This window comes from Pannus brasiliensis CCIBt3594 (genome assembly GCF_036688125.1).
GTDB classification, from domain to species: Bacteria; Cyanobacteriota; Cyanobacteriia; order Cyanobacteriales; family Microcystaceae; genus Pannus; species Pannus brasiliensis.
This window is the reverse complement of record NZ_JBAFSM010000014.1, coordinates 80794-100708: the sequence shown is the minus strand read 5'-3', so window position 1 is coordinate 100708 and position 19915 is coordinate 80794. Positions and strand designations below refer to the sequence as shown.

Genomic DNA, 19915 nt, shown 5'->3' with positions numbered 1-19915 from the left:
CGCCCGAAGGGAGGGTATCGGATGCAGAGGATTCTAGAGCCGGAAGTCATGGATACGCCCGAAGAGGCGATCGAGTACGATGCTATGGATTTTACCGAGGTCAATACCGCTTTCGCCCGGTCGGCGATCGATCTCGCTCCCCCGATCGCGACCGTCTTGGACGCGGGAACGGGAACCGCTCGAATTCCCATTCTAATTAGTGAGTTTCGACCGAATTGGCGAATTATCGCTATCGATCTGGCGGTATCCATGCTCGAACTCGGACGGAAAAATATCGCCCTGGCGAATTGTCAAGATAGGATTCAATTAGAGCGGGTAGATGTGAAACGGATGCCTTACGCGAACCGTCAATTCGATCTCGTGATTTCCAATAGTTTAATCCATCACTTGAGCGATCCACTCCCATTTTTACAAGAAATCCGGCGCGTTGTGACACCCGAGGGCGGGATTTTCCTCCGCGATCTCCTGCGTCCCGATTCCGAGGAAGCGATCGAGCGGATGGTGGCCTCGATCGGCCCCGAATATTCCCCGCATCAGGCGAAATTATTCGGGGATTCCCTACGCGCCGCCTTTACTCTCCCGGAAATCGAGGATTTACTCCAGCGCGCGGGACTGGAAGGAGTACGGGTATACCGGTCGTCCGATCGACACTGGACGGCGCTCCGGGAGGGAAAAAAGTAGATCCCGCGAGTGAGTGGGAGTCGGGAGACAGGAGACAGGAGACAGGAGACAGGAGGCAGGAGTCAGGAGTCGGGAGACAGGAGACAGGAGACAGGAGACAGGAGACAGGAGACAGGAGACAGGAGACAGGAGGCAGGAGCGGGAATAAAAATAGGGCTTAAATTTAAAAAAAAAGCGTTTTATCTTTATAAAAGCTCAAATTAACGCGCTATCGGTAACAATATTTGTCCCCTCTTTCTTGGCGTTAGCCTTATATGATGAAATTGTCGGGGAAACCGTCGCTCGATCGCCCCGGAGAGTTCCCATCACCGTAAATCCGAAGAATCTCGATGACTTATCTAGAAACCACCGCCCAATTTTATAGCGAGGTCGCGCTAACCCCCTCCGTCGGTTTGTGTTGCGTCCAGAGCGCTTCCCTAGAACTGCCCGGACTGAAAATTCCCCCGATCATGCGGGAGATGAACTACGGTTGCGGTTCCACGGTACGCCCCACCGAACTGGCCGATTCTCCCACCGTTCTGTACGTGGGAGTGGGTGGGGGACTCGAAGCCCTACAATTCGCCTATTTCTCCCGTCGTCCGGGGGCCGTGATCGCCGTCGATCCGGTGGTGGCGATGCGCGAGGCCGCCGCCCGGAATTTAGAACTAGCCAAAGCGGAAAATCCTTGGTTTAACACCAATTTTGTAGAAATTCTAGAGGGAGACGCGTTTTCTCTCCCCGTGGAGGATGGTTCCGTCGATGTCGTGGCGCAGAACTGCCTTTTCAATATTTTCACGCCGGAAGATCTGGGTCGCGCGCTGAAAGAAACGTTTCGGGTTTTAAAACCGGGGGGACGCTTGTTGATGAGCGATCCCGTCGCCACTCGATCGATTCCCGAACCTCTCCGGCAGGACGAGCGCTTACGGGCGATGTGCCTGTCGGGAGCGCTCACCTACGAGGAGTATATCGATCGTTTAGTCGAGGCCGGGTTCGGTCAGGTAGAGATCCGGGCGCGTCGTCCCTACCGTCTGCTCGATCGCCACACCTACGGACTAGAAGAACCTTTACTCTTAGAAAGCCTGGATACGGTTTCCTATAAAGTCGCGATCCCGGAAGATGGCCCCTGCATTTTTACCGGGAAAACGGCGATCTACGCGGGAACCGAACCGTTTTTCGATGATGGGGCCGGCCACGTTTTACAACCCGGCCTCCCCTCGGCCGTCTGCGATAAAACCGCGGCGAAACTAGCCCTCGCGTCCGGCGAAACTATTCTCGTCACCCCCTCCACCTGGCATTACGAGGGGGGGGGTTGCTGTTGAGGCTCGCGGGGATCGATCGACGGGAAATTCGGAAGCAAGAAACAACCCAACCATGTCATCACGAGAAAACATCGAACCCGGAAAAAATCTTCGCGCCCGGACTTTACAGAGGATCGGCCGACTCTCGATCTTCGCGCTGATTCTCCCGGTAACGCTCCTTATTTGGCGGGTGTCCCCCGCTTTCGGGCAGGAAACTTCCCCGACGTTCGGTTTGAATCCGCGAGCTTGGTTACAGTCCGCTCTAGAGTCGATCGACAGGCTCGGCGCGGTCGGGGCGATCGCTTTTATCGCTCTCTATATTGTGGCGACGATCGCCTTCGTACCCGGTTCGCCCCTCACCCTGGGGGCCGGGGCTATCTTCGGCATTTTGATGGGTTCGTTGTACGTGTTGATCGGCGCGACACTGGGAGCGATCGCCGCTTTTCTCGTCGGTCGCTATCTCGCGAGGGAATGGGTGGCCAGGAAAATCGCGGGTAATCAAAAATTCGCGGCGATCGATCGGGCGGTCGGTCGGGAAGGACTGAAAATCGTTCTCCTAACCCGACTATCTCCCGTCTTCCCCTTCATTTTCTTGAATTATGCCTACGGTGTCACCGCGGTTTCTCTCCGGGATTACGCGCTCGGTTCGGTGGGTATGATCCCCGGAACGATCCTATACGTTTATATCGGTTCTCTAGCCGGAAATCTCGCCTCGATCGGCACCGGAACTCCATCCGCGAACCCGGCCCTACAGTGGAGCGTCCGGATCGTCGGCTTGATCGCCACGATCGCCGTGACGCTGTACACCACGAAAATCGCCCGTACCGCCCTAGAAAAAGAAGTATCGGCATCTCCCGACCCGGAAAGCGATCGGGCCGGCTCGAATTAAGCGGCGACATCGCCTTTCGGGAACGGTGTCCCGAATCTAGCCTTGGCATTGACAGTAAGGAGGTATACCGTGTCCGACGAGAAAATTATCCTCCCGCCGATGGATGAATATAATCGGGAATTGTTATCGCGCGTCCATCCGCTCGATCGAGTCGATCCCCGACCGGCCGGAAGTTACGATCTGGTGGTCGTCGGGGCCGGTACCGCCGGTTTAGTGGTCGCGGCCGGCGCGGCCGGGCTAGATATCGGTTTAAAAGTCGCTCTCGTGGAAAAAAGTCTGATGGGGGGCGATTGCCTGAATTTCGGGTGCGTTCCCTCCAAGTGCGTCATTCGCTCTTCCCGTATCCTCGGGGAACTTCAAAAAGCGAAAGCCCTCGGGATCGAGATCCCCGAATCGATTCCCGTAGATTTTCCGAAGGTGATGGCTAGAATGCGGAAGGTAAGAGCCGACATTAGCTATCACGATTCGGTAGAACGTTTTCAAAAACTGGGAATCGATGTTTTCCTCGGTTCGGCGCGTTTTTTAGGCGATAACGAGGTCGAAGTGAACGGGCAAACCCTCCGCTACCGAAAAGCGGTCATCGCCACGGGAGCGAGGGCGGCGCGGCCGGCGATCCCCGGACTCGAAACAGCCGGTTTTCACACGAATGAAACGATTTTTTCCCTCACCGAACTTCCGGGGCGGTTGGCGGTCATCGGGGGCGGCCCGATCGGGTGCGAACTCGCTCAGGCTTTAGGGCGCTTGGGATCGCGGGTGATCCTCTTTCACAAACACGCCCATCTTCTCGATAAAGAAGATCCCGCGGCCGCCGAAATCATCCAAAACGCCTTTATTCGCGAGGGAATTCAAGTAATTCTCGCTTCCGGAGTTCAACGCGTCGAAAAAACCGCCGGGGGCAAGGTAATTCACTACACCCGCGACGGACGAGCGGAATCGATCGTCGTCGATGAGATTCTCGTCGGCGCGGGACGGGTTCCCAATGTAGAAGGGTTGAATCTAGAGGCGGTCGGCGTGAAATACGATGCTCGCGCGGGGGTGATCGTGAACGATTATCTCCAGACGACGAACCCGAAAATCTACGCCGCGGGCGACATCTGTACGCGCTGGAAATTCACCCACGCCGCGGACGCGGCCGCCCGCATCGTCCTGAAAAATCTCTTCTTTTCTCCCTTCGGTCTGGGGCGCTCCAAACTCGGCGATCTCGTCATGCCGCGCGTCACCTATACCGACCCGGAAATCGCCAGCGTCGGACTGGATGAGGGAGAGGCGAGGGCGCGGGGCATCGAGGTCAGTACCCTAGAAATTCCGCTGTCTAGCGTCGATCGAGCGATGACGGACGGTGAGACCGAGGGTTTCGTCAAAATCCTCCACCGGAAAGGCTCCGATCGCCTTCTCGGCGCGACGATCGTATCTTCCCACGCGGGGGAAACGATCTCGGAAATCACCGAGGCGATCGTCCATAAAATCGGTCTGAACGGTTTATCGAGCGTGATTCACCCCTATCCCACACAAGCCGAGGGCATCAAAAAAGCGGCGGACGCTTACCGTCGTAGCCTTTTAACCGACAACACCAAACGCTTGTTAAAATTCCTGAGCCGATTGCCGTGATCGGTGGGATGGGGAGATGGGGAGATTTTTCGGGGGAAAGGGGAAAAGAGCTTTCTTAATCTTTTCCCCTTTTCCCTGTACATCTGGAAAAGAAGGGGAGAGAAGGATTTCTTCCCCCCGGAATTCCGCGACCTCGTAAAAGCCAGCGACGAGGGTTAAAATCGATACTTTGAGTTCGATCGGCTCGACGATCCAGTATTCGGGTATACTTCTGACCGCCTATTCGGAACGTTTGTAGCGATCATCTTCGTCCGCACTGTTCTTATCTTTCTCGAAACAAGCGTAAATTAGCCATTTTTTTAGATGCTATCGAGAATTTCCGGTATTTATCGGTTGATAGTAAATTCTGTATTTCTAGAAATCAACCACTTCAAGCTGATAGCTAAAAGCCTCCTAACGACCATCGCGTCCGTCCCGCGGACGAAAAAAGCGCGCCAAGTCAAAGCTTAACGCGTTCTCGGGATGATTCCTTTTTCTAAAACGAAACGAGATTAGCCTTCGCGACGGGCGAAAGTGCCGACACCGGCAACCGCGAGAAGGCCGAGAACCGTACCGGGTTCGGGAGTACCGACCGGTGGCGTGGGAGCGGGGGTATAGGTGTACTCGATCGAGGCACCGCAAGCCGCCGTGGTATTTTGGGTCGTGTTGATGTTGCCACCACCCCCGCTAATCGTCGTGCTACTCAGGGAGATACAGTTAACGTCAAAAGTTCCGAGACCGGTAAAGAAAGCTAGGGTAGCGGGGGAAGTAAAGGTCGTGAGGAAAGACTTACTATCCGTGAAAGGTCCGAAGGATCTCGTTTGACCCGCGGTGTAGGTCTGGCGACCGGTATCGACCGCAAACGATAGCGAGTTGGGAGATAGAGCGGGACCGCCGACAAGGGAAGCGAAAATATCGGTACTGGTGATGACTCGAACGTTGTTTTGGGTTGTTGACGCTCTGTTGGTGACGGTAAATTGTTGCCGGTACTGGCCGGTAAAGCTAAAGGCAACCGAGGTTAGAGTCCCTAAATTGGGGTCAAATTTGCCGAGACTTCCCGTTTGGTTGATTTCGGTGGTTTGTGGGGATTTGGTAAAACTGCCACCGGAGAGCGTGGCGGCCTGGGCGACACCGCCGAAATAGATAGTGGCGACCGCTACGGCGGAAGAGGCGAGAACGTTAGAAAGAGTTTTCATCGTTAATCCATTTTCAAGAACAGTTAGGTTTATTGTAAGGGAGAGTTCAGTAGAATCACGGAAGCGGCTATTTTTTCCATGAAGAATCGTTAAAGATAAAGGTTCCTCTATGATTTGATCGAAGGGCCGTGTTCCAGAATTTAAACAGTAGTTAATAAGCGTGAATTATGAAAACGGATTCGATCGATATGCGAAAACGCACGTGAATTTAGGCAGAACCCTATTAGACCTCTCGCTCGATTTATTTTTAACGGTCTAAAAACTCGGTAACGGCGTTTCCCGGAAAGGCAAAGTACGGATAAACTCTTACCGCTCAAGGATTCTAGCTGCGATAACGTACCTCTTCTATCCGAGAAACGTGTAATTGATTAAGATTCTAGACAGTCCATCGAACTTCTCTCGAAATTTACAAACATGGGACTTAGAATCCTGACTCTTGTATTCTTATCATACACGAGAAATTTTTTGTCCCGAAAAGTCTATTAACGGGCAAATCGATCGATAATTTTGGAGCTAGTTTATCCCACTACCGAAAAGCGTTAATTGAAGAGGAAATCGGTCTGGATCGGGGATACATCGATCGATTTACGGGATAGTATCGACGCGGACTAACCAAAAGACGCGCTAAGCATATTCTTAGTATATTCTTAACGCGTTCTTTTGAAAATTCGTTTTTCTAAAACAAAACGAGATTAGCCTTTGCGACGGGCGAACGCGCCGGCGCCACCAACCGCGAGAAGACCGAGAACCATCGTGGGTTCCGGAGTCCCGACGGGGGCCGCGGTGTAGGTGTACTCGACAGAAGCCCCGCAAGCGGCGGTGGTATCTTGGGTCGTGTTGATGTTGCCACCGCCCCCGGTAATCGTCGTGCCGCTCGCGGAGAAACAGTTCACATCAAAAGTTCCCAGACCGCTAAAGAAAGCTAGATCGGCGGGGGCAGTGAAGGTCACGTTAATAAAATCGTTAGCCGCGAAAGGCCCGAAGGATTTTGTTTCACCCGGGGCGTAGCTCAAGAAACCGGTATTCGCCGAGAACGTGAGCGTGTCGCTGGAAAGAGCGGGACCGCCGACGATGGAATAGATAAGGTCGATAGCGGAGATAACCCGGGCGTTTTGGGTTTGAGCGGAGGAGTTGTTCGCGGTAAAGGACTGAAGGTATTCACCGGTGACGGTAAGGGAAACCTGGGTCAGAGTCCCCAACCCGGTGTCAAACTTGTTCAGGCTTCCCGTCTGGTCGATATCGGTGACCTGTCGGGGGAAGGAAAAGCTACCGCCGGAGATCGTGGCGGCTTGAGCGATACCGGTGAAGGAGAGGGCGGCGGCGACAGCACCGGTGGCTAAAACGTTAGAAAGAGTTTTCATCGTTATCCAGTTTTGGAGAAAAGTAGGTTTGAAGTAGAGTAACGAATTTGTCAATGAAGACAACTTGAGCATATTTATAACCGCGAAGAACTGTTAAAGTCAAGCAATAAACCGTAAAGTTTAGATAAAACCCGCATAAAAACTTCATACCTAGTCGGGGGTCGCCTTCGATCGATCTCCCGCCAGTATTGACCCGATAAGGGTTTCAGCCCGATCACCCCTCGCGACAGTCCTCTACCTATAGGCGGATATGTCAAGAAACAATGACCGAAATCTGTCTGGAGCATTACGGAAAAGCCGGGCGTTCCCCTACACCGCGCGCCGATCGATCTCTATACTGGTTGGGGAACCTTTCCACCCCCGAGCGTGTTTACCGGCTCGCATTCGAGAAACCGAGAAATGATTACCCCGAAAAGGTGAGACAAAAAATTTGCGGGTAATTCCGCTATCTAACTTTGATTTTCCGTAAAAAAGTCTTCTTTTGCTGGTTATCGCGCTCTCTATCTAACCTATCAGGAGTTTCATGAACAAGCCCGATCGCTTTACCGACCCCTCGATCGCCCCGGGAAAATACGGAGTGGCGACCCTTTATTTCGACGGAGGCTCTCGGGGAAATCCCGGCATAGCGGCGGGAGCGGCTGTATTGGTACTGACGGATCGGCAAAATGTAACGGTCAGTCAATATTTACCGAGAGCGACCAATAACGAGGCGGAGTACACGGGATTACTGATCGGACTGGAGAAAGCGCGGGAATTGGGCGTAAAAAAGCTAAAAATTCACGGGGATAGTCAATTAGTTATCAATCAGGTCAAGGGAACCTGGAAACTCAAGAGCGAGAATCTGCGCTCTCTATTAACTCGGGTTAAAAAATTACTGACCGAGTTCGAGAAGGTCGAACTGGAGTGGATCGAGCGAGCGCGCAATCATCTGGCCGACGCGGCCGCCAATGCCTGTATGGACGCGGGAGGCAAAACGGAAAAGCCGGCCGTTTCTAAAGGGGAGAGTAAACTGGCGAAACTGTTGAAAACCCTACAACCGGTTTTAGTGCCGGGAGAGTTCGTTTTCTGTTCCGGTTCGGGGGAAATCTTCGAGAGAGCGCGATCGCTCTCGATCGGTCAGTTCCGAGAAAAAGAAGGGATCGCGGTCATTCTGCCCCGAGCGGAAGCGGATCGATCGAGCTTACCATACACGGCGATCTTCCGACAGATCACTCTATCGGTGCATTCGGATTTAGAGGCGGTGGGATTTCTGGCGATTATCGCGTCGAGACTGGCGAAAAAAGGCATCGCGGTGAATGTAATTTCCGCTTACTACCACGATCATCTCTTCGTTCCCGCGGGCAAAGCGATCGAGGCGATGGAGATATTGCGCGAACTCGCCGAGGGATAGGGTCGATCGCCTCCTGCAAAAAACAAAGCTCTCTAGTTAGGACAGGAGTCAGGAGTCAGGAGCCAGGAGTCAGGAGTTGGGAGGAACGTGGAGCAGTAAATAGATTATAAAAAGCTTAAATGCTTTATTTTTTTCATAAAAAACCTTAAATTTGTAACTTAGGGCTGGAAATACCTTTATTCTACGGGATCGATCGTCGGCAAAGGGACGACGAGCCTTACCGTCTTGGGGTTCGGTTGTCGATCGCCGAAGCCCTCTCCTAACTGCTGTATGATCGAGGGATGGGATAAACCGTCAGAATTATCGCGATCGTCAGTTTCGGACCGACGAGAAATAGAAAGGAGAACGGCTTGGTTAGCACATCATCGTATCAAACCAATAAATCGAAAGAAATCTTTACCGCCGCCCAGAAACTAATGCCCGGTGGCGTGAGTTCGCCGGTGCGCGCTTTTAAATCCGTGGGCGGACAACCGATCGTCTTCGATCGGGTCAAGGGCGCGTACATTCAGGACGTGGACGGCAACGAGTATATCGACTACGTGGGAACGTGGGGGCCGGCTATCTGCGGCCACGCGCACCCGGAAGTGATCGCCGCCCTCCACGAGGCCCTAGAAAAAGGAACCAGTTTCGGCGCGCCCTGCGTGCAGGAAAATATCCTCGCCGAAATGGTCATCGACGCGGTTCCCAGTATCGAGATGGTTCGTTTCGTCAACTCGGGGACGGAAGCCTGTATGTCCGTCCTGCGACTGATGCGGGCTTTCACCGGACGGGAAAAAATTATTAAATTCGAGGGTTGTTATCACGGACACGCCGATATGTTCCTCGTGAAAGCGGGTTCCGGTGTGGCGACGCTGGGCTTACCCGACTCGCCGGGGGTTCCCAAAACCACCACCAATAACACCCTGACCGCTCCCTACAACGATTTAGAGGCGGTGAAAAAACTCTTTATCGAGAATCCCGACTCGATCGCCGGGGTGATTCTCGAACCGGTAGTCGGAAACGCGGGCTTTATCGTTCCCGACGCGGGTTTCCTGGAAGGATTACGGGAATTAACCCGCGAGTACGGCGCTTTACTGGTATTCGACGAGGTAATGACCGGATTCCGCGTCGCCTACGGGGGAGCGCAGGAAAAATTCGGCATCACCCCGGATCTGACGACTCTCGGTAAAGTGATCGGCGGCGGTCTGCCGGTGGGCGCTTACGGCGGTCGGGCCGATATTATGGCGATGGTCGCTCCCGCCGGGCCGATGTATCAGGCGGGAACCCTGTCGGGCAACCCGTTAGCGATGACCGCGGGGATTAAAACCCTGGAATTGCTCCAGCGTCCCGGTAGTTACGAGTATCTCGATAAAATTACCAAACGACTGAGCGAGGGACTTTTGCAGATCGCGAGAGAGGCCGGTCACGCGGTGTACGGCGGTTCGATTAGCGGGATGTTCGGGATGTTTTTCACCGGCGACCCCGTGCATAACTACGAGGACGCGAAGAAGTCGGATCTGGCTAAATTTAGCCGTTTCCATCGAGGTATGTTGGAAAAAGGCATCTATCTCGCTCCCTCGCAGTTCGAGGCGGGATTTACCTCTCTAGCTCACACGGACGCGGAGATCGATCGAACCCTAGCGGCCGCGCGAGAGGTACTATCGGGCTTATAATACTTTTCGAGGATAGAAAAGGAATGATGGGGCGAGCCTTCATCATTCTTTTTTTTTTTCGGTCTCGCGAGAATAGACCTCTGGCAAAAATCCAAAATCTCTCGTCGGGACAGGAGCCAGGAGTCAGGAGCCAGGAGCCAGGAGTCAGGAGGAGAAAGGAGAAATAAAGAGCTTATCGGGATACAAAAAGTTTATTTCTCGCAAAATTTCCTTGAAAACCTAAGTTTCGAGTCGATTTTGACTTGCGATTCTCACTTTTGCCGGAGGTCTACATAGACCTCTCGCGCGATTCGTTTTTGAGGCGATCGAAACCTCAAAAAATGGAATTTTACGACATAAATAGGTTTTTAGTGAAATTTTTAGGATAATATCCCGGATTCTTCCTTCTGACTCCTGACTCCTGACTCCCTACCTACACGAGAAATTTTGAATTCCGCGAGAGTTCTCATAACGCGGGGTTTTCGGCTTGTCGGAGGGGAAGATTGCCGGCACTTGATAGCTTTTCCAGATTTGTCTAGTAAAATGAGGGGTAACTTTTTCGCGATTACCATAACCGAGGAAAGTGGCCGTGGATTGGGGGCGTGTGAACGGATGGATCGAGCGGCGCGCTTTGAACGCCTTATCGGACGCGTACCGGAGAGCGATGACGATCCGGGCGATCGAGGAAAAACACTTCGGAGGACAGAAGATCTCGCCCGATCACGCCGGGGGAAAGAGTGTTTACGAGTATTTCCGCGGTACGCTCGATCGGGAATTATTACAGATCCGTCTCGATTTAAGTCAGGCGCGTCTGGCGAATTTTTTCCGGCCCGGCGATCCGGTCGAGGGAAATATTCTAGAAACGTTACACTCGATCGAGGAGGTGATCGGTAAATATCGATCGGACCCCGAGGAATTCTTATTACCCCTGCCGAATTCGATCGTCGAAACCGCTCCCCCGAAAGAATCGGACAATCCCCCACCCCCGCCGTCAGCCCCGAACCCGAGTCCCGTCCCCGCGCGCTCCCCGAATTTCTTTCAATTCCGTCAAGAATTAACCCCCGAGTACGAACAGACCGTGATCCAACAACTGCGCGCCCTGCGACAGCAACAACGGATCGCCATTCGTTTTCTCGTGATAGTTATTCTGGTTCCCCTACTCGTGCAAATCCTCGCGAAAAACGTGATCTTTAGTCCCCTCTTAAATTATCTCGGGGTCGATACGAAAGTGAAACCCACGGAAGTGCGGGTAACGGAAGAAGTGGGCGAGAAATTCCTAACCCAATTCGCTCGCTTGCGGGAAATTCAGGAAGTCAAGCACGTCTTGGGAGTCGAGACCGAACCGCCGGAAAAAGCGGAGGAACATTTTCGAGAACAGGTTCGTGATTTATTTAAAGAGGCGGGTTACGAAAGTCAGGAAGGATGGAAAAATTTTCTCTCGGATCTTTCCGGTCTCGCCGCTTTCACGTTGATTTTAGTCGTGGGTCGCCGTCAGTTCGCCATCGCGAGAACCTATATCAGTCGGGTTTTTCTCAGTTTGAACGATATTACCAAGGCATTCATTTTTATTCTCTTTACCGATATCTTTGTCGGTTTTCACTCCGCGGAAGGCTGGACGGTTCTCATCGAGAGTCTATCGCGTCACTTCGGCTGGCGGGAGAGCGCGACGTTTATCGGCTTGTTTGTCGCTACCGTTCCCGTTATCCTAGATACTATCTTTAAATTATTAATTTTTAACTACCTCACGCGCAAATCTCCCACCGCCGCCACTATTTTAGAAAAGATGAACCAGTAATCCTATGATCCTCAGTATCGCCGATACCTTTATCAAAAGACCCGTTCTAACCACCGTCTGCTCGATTTTAATCGTGTTGATCGGACTCATTTCCGTTCCCTTTCTGCCCCTAGAAAAACTGCCGCAGTTGGCGTTCATTCAGGTGGCGGTCAACGCCAGCTATCTGGGGACGGACGCGAAAACGGTGACGGATAACGTGACCAACGTACTGGAGCGACAGATCAACGGTACGGAACAGGTGGTGTATATCGAGTCCCAGAGTACCAACACCGGGGCGAGCACGATCACCGTTTCTTTCCCGGTGGAAATGGATCGCAACATCGCCCAGGTACTCGTGCAGAACCAGGTCAGTACCGCCGCGTCCAGTTTGCCGGAAGAGGTAAACCGTCAGGGGGTCACGACCACGAAACAATCGCCGACGGTAACGCTGGCTTACGGGGTGTACGCGGAGAAGGACGCGAGCGGGAATTATCCCTACGATCCGATTTTCCTGAGTAACTACGTCGATCGAATTATCGATCCGGAGATCAAACGGATCGAGGGGGTCGGGAGTACCCGGATTATCGGTCAGCGTCAGTACGCCATGCGTTTCTGGCTCGATCCCAACGCGTTGACCGCGCGGGGGGTTACGGCCGATGAAGTCGTGCGGGCGATCAACGAGCAGAACGTGCAGACCGGGGCCGGGACGATCGGCGGCGAACCCAGTCCGGAGGATCAAAAGTTCCAGATCGCGTTACGGGCGATCGGTCGTTTTACCACGGCGGCGGAGGCGGAAAATATCGTCGTGAAAGTGGGCGAGAACGGTAGTTTAATTCGGGTGCGGGACGTGGGACGGGCGGAAATCGGCGCGGAGGATTATAGTTCGACCGCCTATTTCGATGGCGCTCCCGCGGTGGTTTACGCGACCTATCAGTTACCGGGGACGAACGCGTGGAACACGGCGAAGCTGATCAAGGATAAGATGGCGGAGTTAGAAAGGGATTTCCCGCCGGGGTTGAAAGCCACGATCACCCTCGATAATACGGCGTTTGTCGCCGCCTCCCTGGAAGAAGCCTTCGGAACGCTGATCGAGGCGATTCTCCTGGTGGTGCTGGTGATTTTTATTTTCCTGCAAGACTGGCGTACCACGATCATCCCGGCGATCGCTATTCCCGTTTCACTGATCGGGACGATGGCGGTAGCGTTGGCGTTAGGCTACTCCCTGAATAACCTCTCGCTGTTCGCGGTGATTCTGGCGACGGGGTTGGTGGTGGATGACGGGATCGTGATCGTGGAGGCGGTATCGGAGAAACTGCGGCAGGGGATGCGACCGATGCAGGCCGCGCTGGACGCGATGAACGAGTTGACTTCCGCGGTGATCGCCAGTTCGCTGGTGTTGATGGCGGTGTTTATTCCCGTTACTTTCTTTCCGGGGACGACGGGGATCGTGTACCGACAGTTCGCGGTGATTATCGCGGCCTCGATTATTATCTCTACCTTTAACGCGTTGAGTTTTTCCCCGAGTATGTCGGCGATTATTATGAAACCGCCGCAACGGACGCGGGGGCCGCTGGGATGGTTTTTCGACAGGTTTAATGACTTTTTCGAGATGGTTAAGGGCGGTTATCGCTGGTCGATCGAATTATTGATCCGCGTCCGCGTTCTCGTTTTACCGATCTTTATCGCCGCTCTCGTGGCCACCGGTTGGCTGTATATGTTCACCCCTCAAGGATTCATTCCCGAGGAGGATCAGGGGTACGGCTTCATTATCGTCCAGACGAAAGCGGGTTCCTCTCTCCGCATTACCGATGAAGTGGTGAAAAAAATCTCCGAGGAAGTGGTGAAACCGATCGAGGAAGTCGAGCATTTCGTCGGCATGGCGGGATTCGGTTTCGCCGGGACGGGCAGTAACCAGGGGCTGTTTTTCGTGAAGTTCAAGGATTGGGGAGAGCGCCCCGGAGAACCGAGTTCCGCGTTCGGGGTCTTACGACGCATTAACCAAGGTTTACGCCAGAGAGTTCCCGACGCGCGGGCGATCGCCGCGAACGCGCCCCCGGTGGACGGTTTGAGCGCGACGGGCGGTTTCGAGGTCTATATCCAGAACCGCGCCGCCCTGCCGATGACCGCGTTGATCGAGAACACCCAAAAAGTGATCGCGGAGGCCAATAAACGCCCCGAACTCACGGGAGTTTTCACCCAGTTTACCTTCGACTCGCCGATCGCCGAGATCACCGTCAACCGCGACCAACTGCAAGCGCAGAACGTGGATATGCGATCGGTATTCAACACCCTACAGACCTATCTCGGTTCTACCTTCGTCAATCAATTCGTTCTCGATGGTCGTCTCTACCGGGTATTCGCGCAGGCGCGGCCGGAATTCCGGGGCAATCCGGGCGATATCAGTCGTTTTTACGTGCGTTCCCGAACCGGGGCGAGTATTCCCCTCGCGGGACTGGTGAACGTTCAGGAAACCACCTACCCGCCGATCGTCACCAACTTTAATCTCTACCCGTCGATTAAAGTGCAGGGTTCCCCCGCGGCCGGCTTCAGTACCGGGCAGGCGATGCGGGCGATCGAGGAAGTCTGTCAGGAAGTCCTACAACCCGGATTCGGCTACGGTTGGGTGGGTTCCGCGTATCAGGAACAAACGAGCGGGGGAGCGGCACCGGTGATCTTCGGCCTGGCGTTTGTCATCGTTTTCCTCGTTCTCGCGGCGCAGTACGAGAGTTATATCGACCCGACGATCATCATGATCACCGTTCCCCTCGCCATCCTCGGCGCGATGGGCGCGTTATTGTTACGGGCGAACACTCTCCAAGTCGGTAGCGTCTTCCCGGCGGTCAATAATAATATGTACGCGCAGGTGGCGCTGGTGATGCTGATCGGTTTGGCGGCGAAAAACGCGATCCTGATCGTGGAATTCGCCAACCAATCCCGCACCCTCGGGATGACGATCCCCCAAGCCGCTATCCGCGCCTCCACGGAACGTCTGCGACCGATTTTGATGACCGCGATTTCCGGGTTAGTCGGTTTCTGGCCGTTGGTGATCGCGTCCGGTGCGGGGGCGATGAGTCGTTGGTCTTTGGGAACCGCCCTACTCGGGGGTTATCTACTCTCCACGGTTTTAAGTTTATTCCTCGTTCCCGTCCTCTACGTGATCATCAAACAGTTCGAGGCGGCGTTCCTCACCTCGAAACCGAAACCCCCCAAAGGAGGAACCCCTCCCGCGTCGGGAACGAAACCGCCTTCGGTAGAGAACGGGAAGGATGGAAAAAGTCCGACCGTCGAGGAATCTATCCCCTCTCTGAAAATATCCCCGCAGTCACCGAACGAGTAACGCGGGAGGCAGAAGGCAGGAGGCAGGAGGCAGGAGAATAGGGTCAATGTTCCGCCTCCGAGGAGCAAACTTCCGCCTCCGAGGGTCAACGGTTCGCGATCGAGGTAAATAAACGTCAGTTCGGGATAAGAATTTGACGATTTTTCGGTGAGAAGCCGAGTCTTATTCGGGGGACTAGCCCCCCGAACCCCCCACCGGTGGAGGGGTGCCTCCCCCGGACCCCCTGCACAAGGCCACGCGCGACATCACTGCGAGTTGACAAGATTTCGGGATGACTCGAATGAGAAGATCTCGATTCTGGCTTATCCCGAACTGACGTTAAATAGATTCAAAAAATAGATTCAAAGTGGTCTTTTCCCTTTTGCCCTTCCTTCTTCCCCTTTTCCCGAAAAACTTCCCCATCTCCCGACTATGAGTTTAGAATCTACCGCTAACGAGGCGATCGCTCGGAACCTAGAGCAGTTTCTCCTCGTGTTAAGCATTTCCTTGAGTGTCGCTACCCTATCGAGAACGATCGCCCTCTTCCGGAAGATCCCCTATACCCTGTTGTTGGTGATTGTCGGTTTGGGGTTAGCGTTCGTGGATGTCCGTCTGATCGATCTTTCCCCGGAATTAATCCTGGAAATTTTCCTACCTCCCCTGCTGTTCGAGGCGGCGTGGAATATTCCGTGGCGCGAATTAAAACAGAACTGGCTACCGATCGCCCTATTCGCGATTATCGGCGTGATTATCTCCGTTCTCGGCGTTGCCTATCCCCTGCATCTCTTCGCTGGCGCGCCTTTCTCGATCGCCCTCCTGTTAGGCGCCGCGCTGGCCGCGACCGATCCGGTATCGGTGATCGCCCTGTTTAAAGAACTCGGCGCGAGTCGCAAACTGACGATCCTCATGGAGGGGGAAAGTCTCTTTAACGATGGCGTGGCGGTGGTAGCGTTCGTGATTTTAGTTGGCATCCCCCTAGGGACGGATACTTTCTCGGTTCCGGTGACGGTGGCGCGTTTCTGTTCGTTCGTCGGGATCGGGGTGGGGATCGGTTGCGTGATCGGTTTCGGGATTTCCTATCTCACCCAGCGCTTCGATCTACCTTTCGTCGAACAGTCCCTTACCCTAGTTTCCGCCTACGGAACCTATCTCGTCACCGAACAGTTAGGGGGATCGGGGGTGATCGGTGTGGTGATCGTCGGTATTATCCTCGGCAATCTCGGTTCGCGTATCGGCATGAATCCCCGCACCCGTTTGATCGTGACGGAATTCTGGGAGTTTATCGCGTTTTTTGTCAACTCGATCATCTTTTTACTGATCGGCGATCAGACGCGTTTCGATAGTCTGGGAGCGCATTCCTTCGCCATCGCGATCGCGATCTCCGCGGTCGTGATTTCCCGTCTGGTGTCGATTTTCGGACTGGGAGCGATCGGCAACGCGCTCACGGGCAAAATCATCACCGCTTCGGAAAGAACGGTTCTCTGGTGGGGAGGATTACGGGGTTCGGTCTCGATCGCCCTAGCCCTCAGCGTTCCGAACGCTATCCCCTACCGACAGGAAATTATCGACGTGGTTTTCGGGGTGGTGTTGTTCACGCTATTAGTACAGGGATTATCGATACAGTGGCTTTTGAAAGTTCTGAACCTGATCGGCGATCAACCCGTTCGCGCCGAGTATTCCGCGTTGATCGCCCGTCAGATCGCGTTGACACGGGTGGCGAACTATCTCCAACAACCCGATCGCTTTCCCGATATCGATCCCGAATTCCACCGCTATAAGAGAACGCTCGTCGAGGGACAATTACAATCGATCGGGGAACAGATCCGAACGATCCTCCAGGAATACCCGCGGTTGAAAGAAATGGTCACGGAGCAATTTCAGGAAACTTTAATCGATATCGAGGCCGATACCTACGCGGAGTTAATTCGATCGGGCCGCCTGAGTGAAAATCTCGCCCCCGTTTTAATCGAGGCGATCGAGGTACCCGAAGAAATATAGTTACGCGTTTTTAATCGGTTTGTCGCGATTTTCCGCCCATTTTTCCGCCTGTGCCGTGGCGATGGCGATCGCCCTTCCCTCCTCGTACCCTTCCTCTAGTAACGCGTTGGCGATCTCGATCGCTTTCTCGCGCGCTTCGGGGGTCTTACTTTTCCCGTTAAGTCGGGAAATGACGACGGTATCAGGGTTTCCCCCTCTCTTCGATTTCCAATAAGTCAAGCTTAATGACAAAGGCTGACGGGAGAATATGACTTCGAGAGCGGGGAAAATTGATCGAACCATCAACTCGAAAGATAACGGGAAAAGTAAAGATTACACGGGTTGCAAAGAGGATATATCATCATTCTGAATATCCACATCTTCCACGAATGGGTAAGTTCCCGGGCCAAGAATTCGGGCATACTGTCCATCAAAACCAGCATGTCTATAGAAAGCCCAATTTCCACTAATGACAACGATAGAAGAAACCCGATCGTTGAAGAAATTGTCGTCTTCAGCGTTGAGATTGGGTTCGCGCCCGAAGACGTGTTTATGCGCCCCATGAAAGTTCGCGTGTTCAAAAAGAATAACTTCGTTCATGTTTCTCACCTTAGCAATTTATCGCTAAGACAGATTTTCCCAATAGTGGACTTAAGATTGTTGCCATTGTGCCAACTTTCGCAATTCGGGCGGTCATAGCGATAATGCTTAAGAGAGCGTTCGTAAATTAATGTAAAAAAAGTAGACAGGAGCGAAAAAAAGATTGTAAGCAAGAAACGGAGACAAGGAGAGTACAAGCCAATGGAAAGAAAGCCTTATCCATCCGATCTGACCGATGATGAGTGGAAAATCCTTAAACCCTTTATTCCCGACCATCAAGGAGCCGGTCGTCCGCATACCGTAAATATCCAGGAAATTCTCAACACGATTTTCTATCGGGTCGATAACGGAATCAAGTGGCGAGCCATACCCCACGATCTACCATCGTGGTCAACGATATACGATTACTACCGTCGATGGGTCAGAACAGGTCTCTGGAAAAAAATCAACGCTCATTTGGTCAAACTGGTCAGACGTAGTGAGGGCAGAGACGAAGAACCTAGCCTAGCTAACGTGGTGTTGCCGAATCAAGAGATAAATGGACAGGGAATCGGGACATCGCGAAACTTAAAATAGTGAATCGGTGATCTAATCGAAGACTAACCAGCATCCAAGCCTTATGCGATCGTAGTAATTCTCGATAAGCATCCTACTTTTTCGAGCCTTTCGATTATTTGAATCGCTTAAAAGCTTGGGTCTATATTTTCTTGACCCCTCGACCAATTCAGTAATTTTCTTTTCTATATACCCAACTTAATCGATTGATAAATTGGCTATTAGAATCCGTTTTCCCCTGCCATTTCTGTCTGTCCGTTCCCTAGAGTCACGCGAGAGTGGCAAGATTAGTATTCACATACATACTCGACCATAGCGGCACCGATCGAATCGCTGGAAGGAATCGTCCAAGAATACTCATCGCGAGACACTCGAAAAAATTTTCCATCTCCATTAACATCGATAACATCAAACGTGTAAGCCATGTTGTTACAATTTACCGCTGTCAAACTACCTCTAGGTTGTGTTGACAATGGAGTTTTCGAGTAGAATATCCGAGCATTCGGCGAATTCCTAAGATACCAGAAATTACGGCTAACCCAGAAAGGCTGTCCTTCAATACTCCTACCGACGCTTACCCACTGAGCTTTTGCTTCTGGAGCGAACGTTAGTAAAGGAAGAATAATTGCGAAAACTAAGCCGGATAGTTTTAAATTATCGACAGGTACTTTATTCATGCTCGCTCACAAATTCAATAGCTGTTATAAAACCGAGGTCGCCACCTGATAGCAGGTAAACGACAGGTTCGGTCGGTTAAGCGCTCGCGCGACTAAAGCAAACTTACGGCTTGCTTTAGCCATTTCCTAAATGATCTCCATATCTCGGGAGAAGAATGGAACCTATCTCTAGCTTGCCGGAAGCGATCGGGGAAATCACCCGACTCTCCCTAAAACGAAACAAAACCGATCGCCACGTTACAAAAAACCTTACAAAAGTTAACGCGGATCTTGCCAGATACTTTTAAGACCCGCGCGTTGACAGAGAGGGAAAATAGCGCGTCGAAGAATCGAAACGCTTCCCCCGGTAAGTATAGGACAATTTGTACAAGCGATTTTGTTTCTCTATAAACTTTTGTGAATCAACGGTCATACCGCCTTTCTCGAAAAAATGAAGTACATTCCCGCCCGTTTCCCGCCTCAAATCCGGATATCCGGACCTCACCTAATTGAAAAAGGCTGTAAGCTTTAGATCGTATTATGGAGATGTCTATTTATCTCTTGATTCAGCAACGCCGAATTTATTTCGGACATTTCCCCATGAAAATCGCTAACCGGATCGTCCTTTTTAGTCTCGCTCTCGGTTTGGGTCTCGGCACGATGACGAAACCGTCCCGAGCCGATCACTCGCTGGCGACGGCCATGCAACAGAACGCTACAATAGCCGAAGAGGTCGCGCGACTGACCGAAGCGCATGACGTGCTTTGCGACGTGGAGAATTCTAACCAGACCTACTATTATCCGGCCGAACGCGGGCGCTCGGGAACGGCGTGGAAACAGATCGCCCTCTGTTTCAAAGACGAGGCCGACATGAAGAAAGCGAGAGAGTATTTCCAACAGGGGGGAGATCTCGGTTTTTACGGCGCGCCCGGAGTGGTGGGAGTATTGGTCGTCGCTTATACTTGGGAGGGTTACGGCGCGGGCCGGATTCTCTCGCTCGAGTATTTATAAATCTAGCTTTCAGC

At 52.8% G+C, this 19915-nt stretch carries 16 protein-coding genes and 1 pseudogene; 12 read left to right on the top strand and 5 right to left on the bottom strand.

Features of this window, described 5'->3' with window-relative positions:
- Positions 1-21: 21 nt before the first annotated feature.
- The 5 genes from V0288_RS09380 to V0288_RS09360 all read left to right on the top strand — a co-directional run bounded on the left by V0288_RS09380 (position 22) and on the right by V0288_RS09360 (position 4455).
- The gene (locus V0288_RS09380; RefSeq protein WP_332864821.1) at positions 22-681 is read left to right on the top strand and encodes a class I SAM-dependent methyltransferase; all 660 of its coding nucleotides are present in this window, start codon (positions 22-24) and stop codon (positions 679-681) included.
- Positions 682-694: 13 nt separating this feature from the next.
- Positions 695-829 (top strand): hypothetical protein, encoded by a 135-nt coding sequence (locus V0288_RS09375; protein WP_332864820.1) that lies wholly within the window; start codon positions 695-697, stop codon positions 827-829.
- 175 nt (positions 830-1004) lie between these two features.
- On the top strand, positions 1005-1979 hold the full coding sequence (gene arsM / locus V0288_RS09370) for an arsenosugar biosynthesis arsenite methyltransferase ArsM (protein ID WP_422661943.1): 975 nt from the start codon (positions 1005-1007) through the stop codon (positions 1977-1979).
- Between the two features lie 52 nt (positions 1980-2031).
- Positions 2032-2847 (top strand): TVP38/TMEM64 family protein, encoded by an 816-nt coding sequence (locus tag V0288_RS09365; RefSeq protein WP_332864818.1) that lies wholly within the window; start codon positions 2032-2034, stop codon positions 2845-2847.
- Between the two features lie 69 nt (positions 2848-2916).
- Positions 2917-4455, top strand: coding sequence for a mercuric reductase (locus tag V0288_RS09360; RefSeq protein ID WP_332864817.1), 1539 nt, complete (start codon positions 2917-2919; stop codon positions 4453-4455).
- A gap of 75 nt (positions 4456-4530) precedes the next feature.
- On the opposite strand, the pseudogene V0288_RS25105 reads toward V0288_RS09360, so the two are convergent.
- From V0288_RS25105 to V0288_RS09350, 3 genes and pseudogenes are all read right to left on the bottom strand, one after another.
- Positions 4531-4713 (bottom strand): annotated as a pseudogene (locus tag V0288_RS25105) (Uma2 family endonuclease); the annotation flags it as partial.
- A gap of 233 nt (positions 4714-4946) precedes the next feature.
- Complete coding sequence (locus V0288_RS09355; RefSeq protein WP_332864816.1) at positions 4947-5630, bottom strand: choice-of-anchor E domain-containing protein; 684 nt, start codon at positions 5628-5630, stop codon at positions 4947-4949.
- 692 nt (positions 5631-6322) lie between these two features.
- Positions 6323-6991 carry a choice-of-anchor E domain-containing protein gene (locus V0288_RS09350; protein WP_332864815.1) on the bottom strand — a complete coding sequence of 223 codons (669 nt, stop codon included), beginning with the start codon at positions 6989-6991 and terminating at the stop codon, positions 6323-6325.
- A 523-nt stretch (positions 6992-7514) separates the two neighbouring features.
- Here V0288_RS09350 and V0288_RS09345 point away from each other — a divergent pair.
- From V0288_RS09345 to V0288_RS09325, 5 genes are all read left to right on the top strand, one after another.
- Positions 7515-8381, top strand: coding sequence for a reverse transcriptase-like protein (locus V0288_RS09345; RefSeq protein ID WP_332864814.1), 867 nt, complete (start codon positions 7515-7517; stop codon positions 8379-8381).
- Positions 8382-8731: 350 nt separating this feature from the next.
- On the top strand, positions 8732-10033 hold the full coding sequence (gene hemL, locus V0288_RS09340; protein ID WP_332864813.1) for a glutamate-1-semialdehyde 2,1-aminomutase: 1302 nt from the start codon (positions 8732-8734) through the stop codon (positions 10031-10033).
- Positions 10034-10601: 568 nt separating this feature from the next.
- Positions 10602-11807: a CemA protein gene (locus tag V0288_RS09335; protein WP_332864812.1), complete on the top strand. Its 1206-nt coding sequence runs from the start codon at positions 10602-10604 to the stop codon at positions 11805-11807.
- Positions 11808-11811: 4 nt separating this feature from the next.
- Positions 11812-15123 carry an efflux RND transporter permease subunit gene (locus tag V0288_RS09330; protein ID WP_332864811.1) on the top strand — a complete coding sequence of 1104 codons (3312 nt, stop codon included), beginning with the start codon at positions 11812-11814 and terminating at the stop codon, positions 15121-15123.
- Between the two features lie 411 nt (positions 15124-15534).
- A complete protein-coding gene (locus V0288_RS09325) occupies positions 15535-17100 on the top strand; it encodes a cation:proton antiporter (RefSeq protein WP_332864810.1) in 1566 nt (521 codons plus the stop codon).
- Here the strand turns inward: V0288_RS09325 and V0288_RS09320 are convergent, their stop codons facing one another.
- On the bottom strand, positions 17101-17382 hold the full coding sequence (locus tag V0288_RS09320; protein ID WP_332864809.1) for a DUF2188 domain-containing protein: 282 nt from the start codon (positions 17380-17382) through the stop codon (positions 17101-17103). It lies immediately after the preceding gene.
- 30 nt (positions 17383-17412) lie between these two features.
- Entirely contained in the window at positions 17413-17679 is a 267-nt protein-coding gene (locus V0288_RS09315; RefSeq protein ID WP_332864808.1) for a beta/gamma crystallin-related protein, read from the bottom strand.
- A gap of 201 nt (positions 17680-17880) precedes the next feature.
- On the opposite strand from V0288_RS09315, the gene V0288_RS09310 reads away from it, so the two are divergent.
- Positions 17881-18255, top strand: coding sequence for a transposase (locus V0288_RS09310; protein WP_332864807.1), 375 nt, complete (start codon positions 17881-17883; stop codon positions 18253-18255).
- A gap of 1181 nt (positions 18256-19436) precedes the next feature.
- Positions 19437-19901 (top strand): hypothetical protein, encoded by a 465-nt coding sequence (locus V0288_RS09305; RefSeq protein ID WP_332864806.1) that lies wholly within the window; start codon positions 19437-19439, stop codon positions 19899-19901.
- Positions 19902-19915 lie beyond the last annotated feature (14 nt).

What these genes read in the sequence shown, in the direction of transcription:
- V0288_RS09380 (WP_332864821.1), top strand. Translation starts at nt 22, where the DNA reads ATGCAGAGGATTCTAGAGCCGGAAGTCATGGATACGCCCGAAGAGGCG.
- V0288_RS09365 (WP_332864818.1), top strand. Translation starts at nt 2,032, where the DNA reads ATGTCATCACGAGAAAACATCGAACCCGGAAAAAATCTTCGCGCCCGG.
- V0288_RS09355 (WP_332864816.1), bottom strand. Translation starts at nt 5,630, where the DNA reads ATGAAAACTCTTTCTAACGTTCTCGCCTCTTCCGCCGTAGCGGTCGCC.
- V0288_RS09350 (WP_332864815.1), bottom strand. Translation starts at nt 6,991, where the DNA reads ATGAAAACTCTTTCTAACGTTTTAGCCACCGGTGCTGTCGCCGCCGCC.
- V0288_RS09345 (WP_332864814.1), top strand. Translation starts at nt 7,515, where the DNA reads ATGAACAAGCCCGATCGCTTTACCGACCCCTCGATCGCCCCGGGAAAA.
- V0288_RS09330 (WP_332864811.1), top strand. Translation starts at nt 11,812, where the DNA reads ATGATCCTCAGTATCGCCGATACCTTTATCAAAAGACCCGTTCTAACC.
- V0288_RS09325 (WP_332864810.1), top strand. Translation starts at nt 15,535, where the DNA reads ATGAGTTTAGAATCTACCGCTAACGAGGCGATCGCTCGGAACCTAGAG.
- V0288_RS09320 (WP_332864809.1), bottom strand. Translation starts at nt 17,382, where the DNA reads ATGGTTCGATCAATTTTCCCCGCTCTCGAAGTCATATTCTCCCGTCAG.
- V0288_RS09315 (WP_332864808.1), bottom strand. Translation starts at nt 17,679, where the DNA reads ATGAACGAAGTTATTCTTTTTGAACACGCGAACTTTCATGGGGCGCAT.
- V0288_RS09310 (WP_332864807.1), top strand. Translation starts at nt 17,881, where the DNA reads ATGGAAAGAAAGCCTTATCCATCCGATCTGACCGATGATGAGTGGAAA.
- V0288_RS09305 (WP_332864806.1), top strand. Translation starts at nt 19,437, where the DNA reads ATGTCTATTTATCTCTTGATTCAGCAACGCCGAATTTATTTCGGACAT.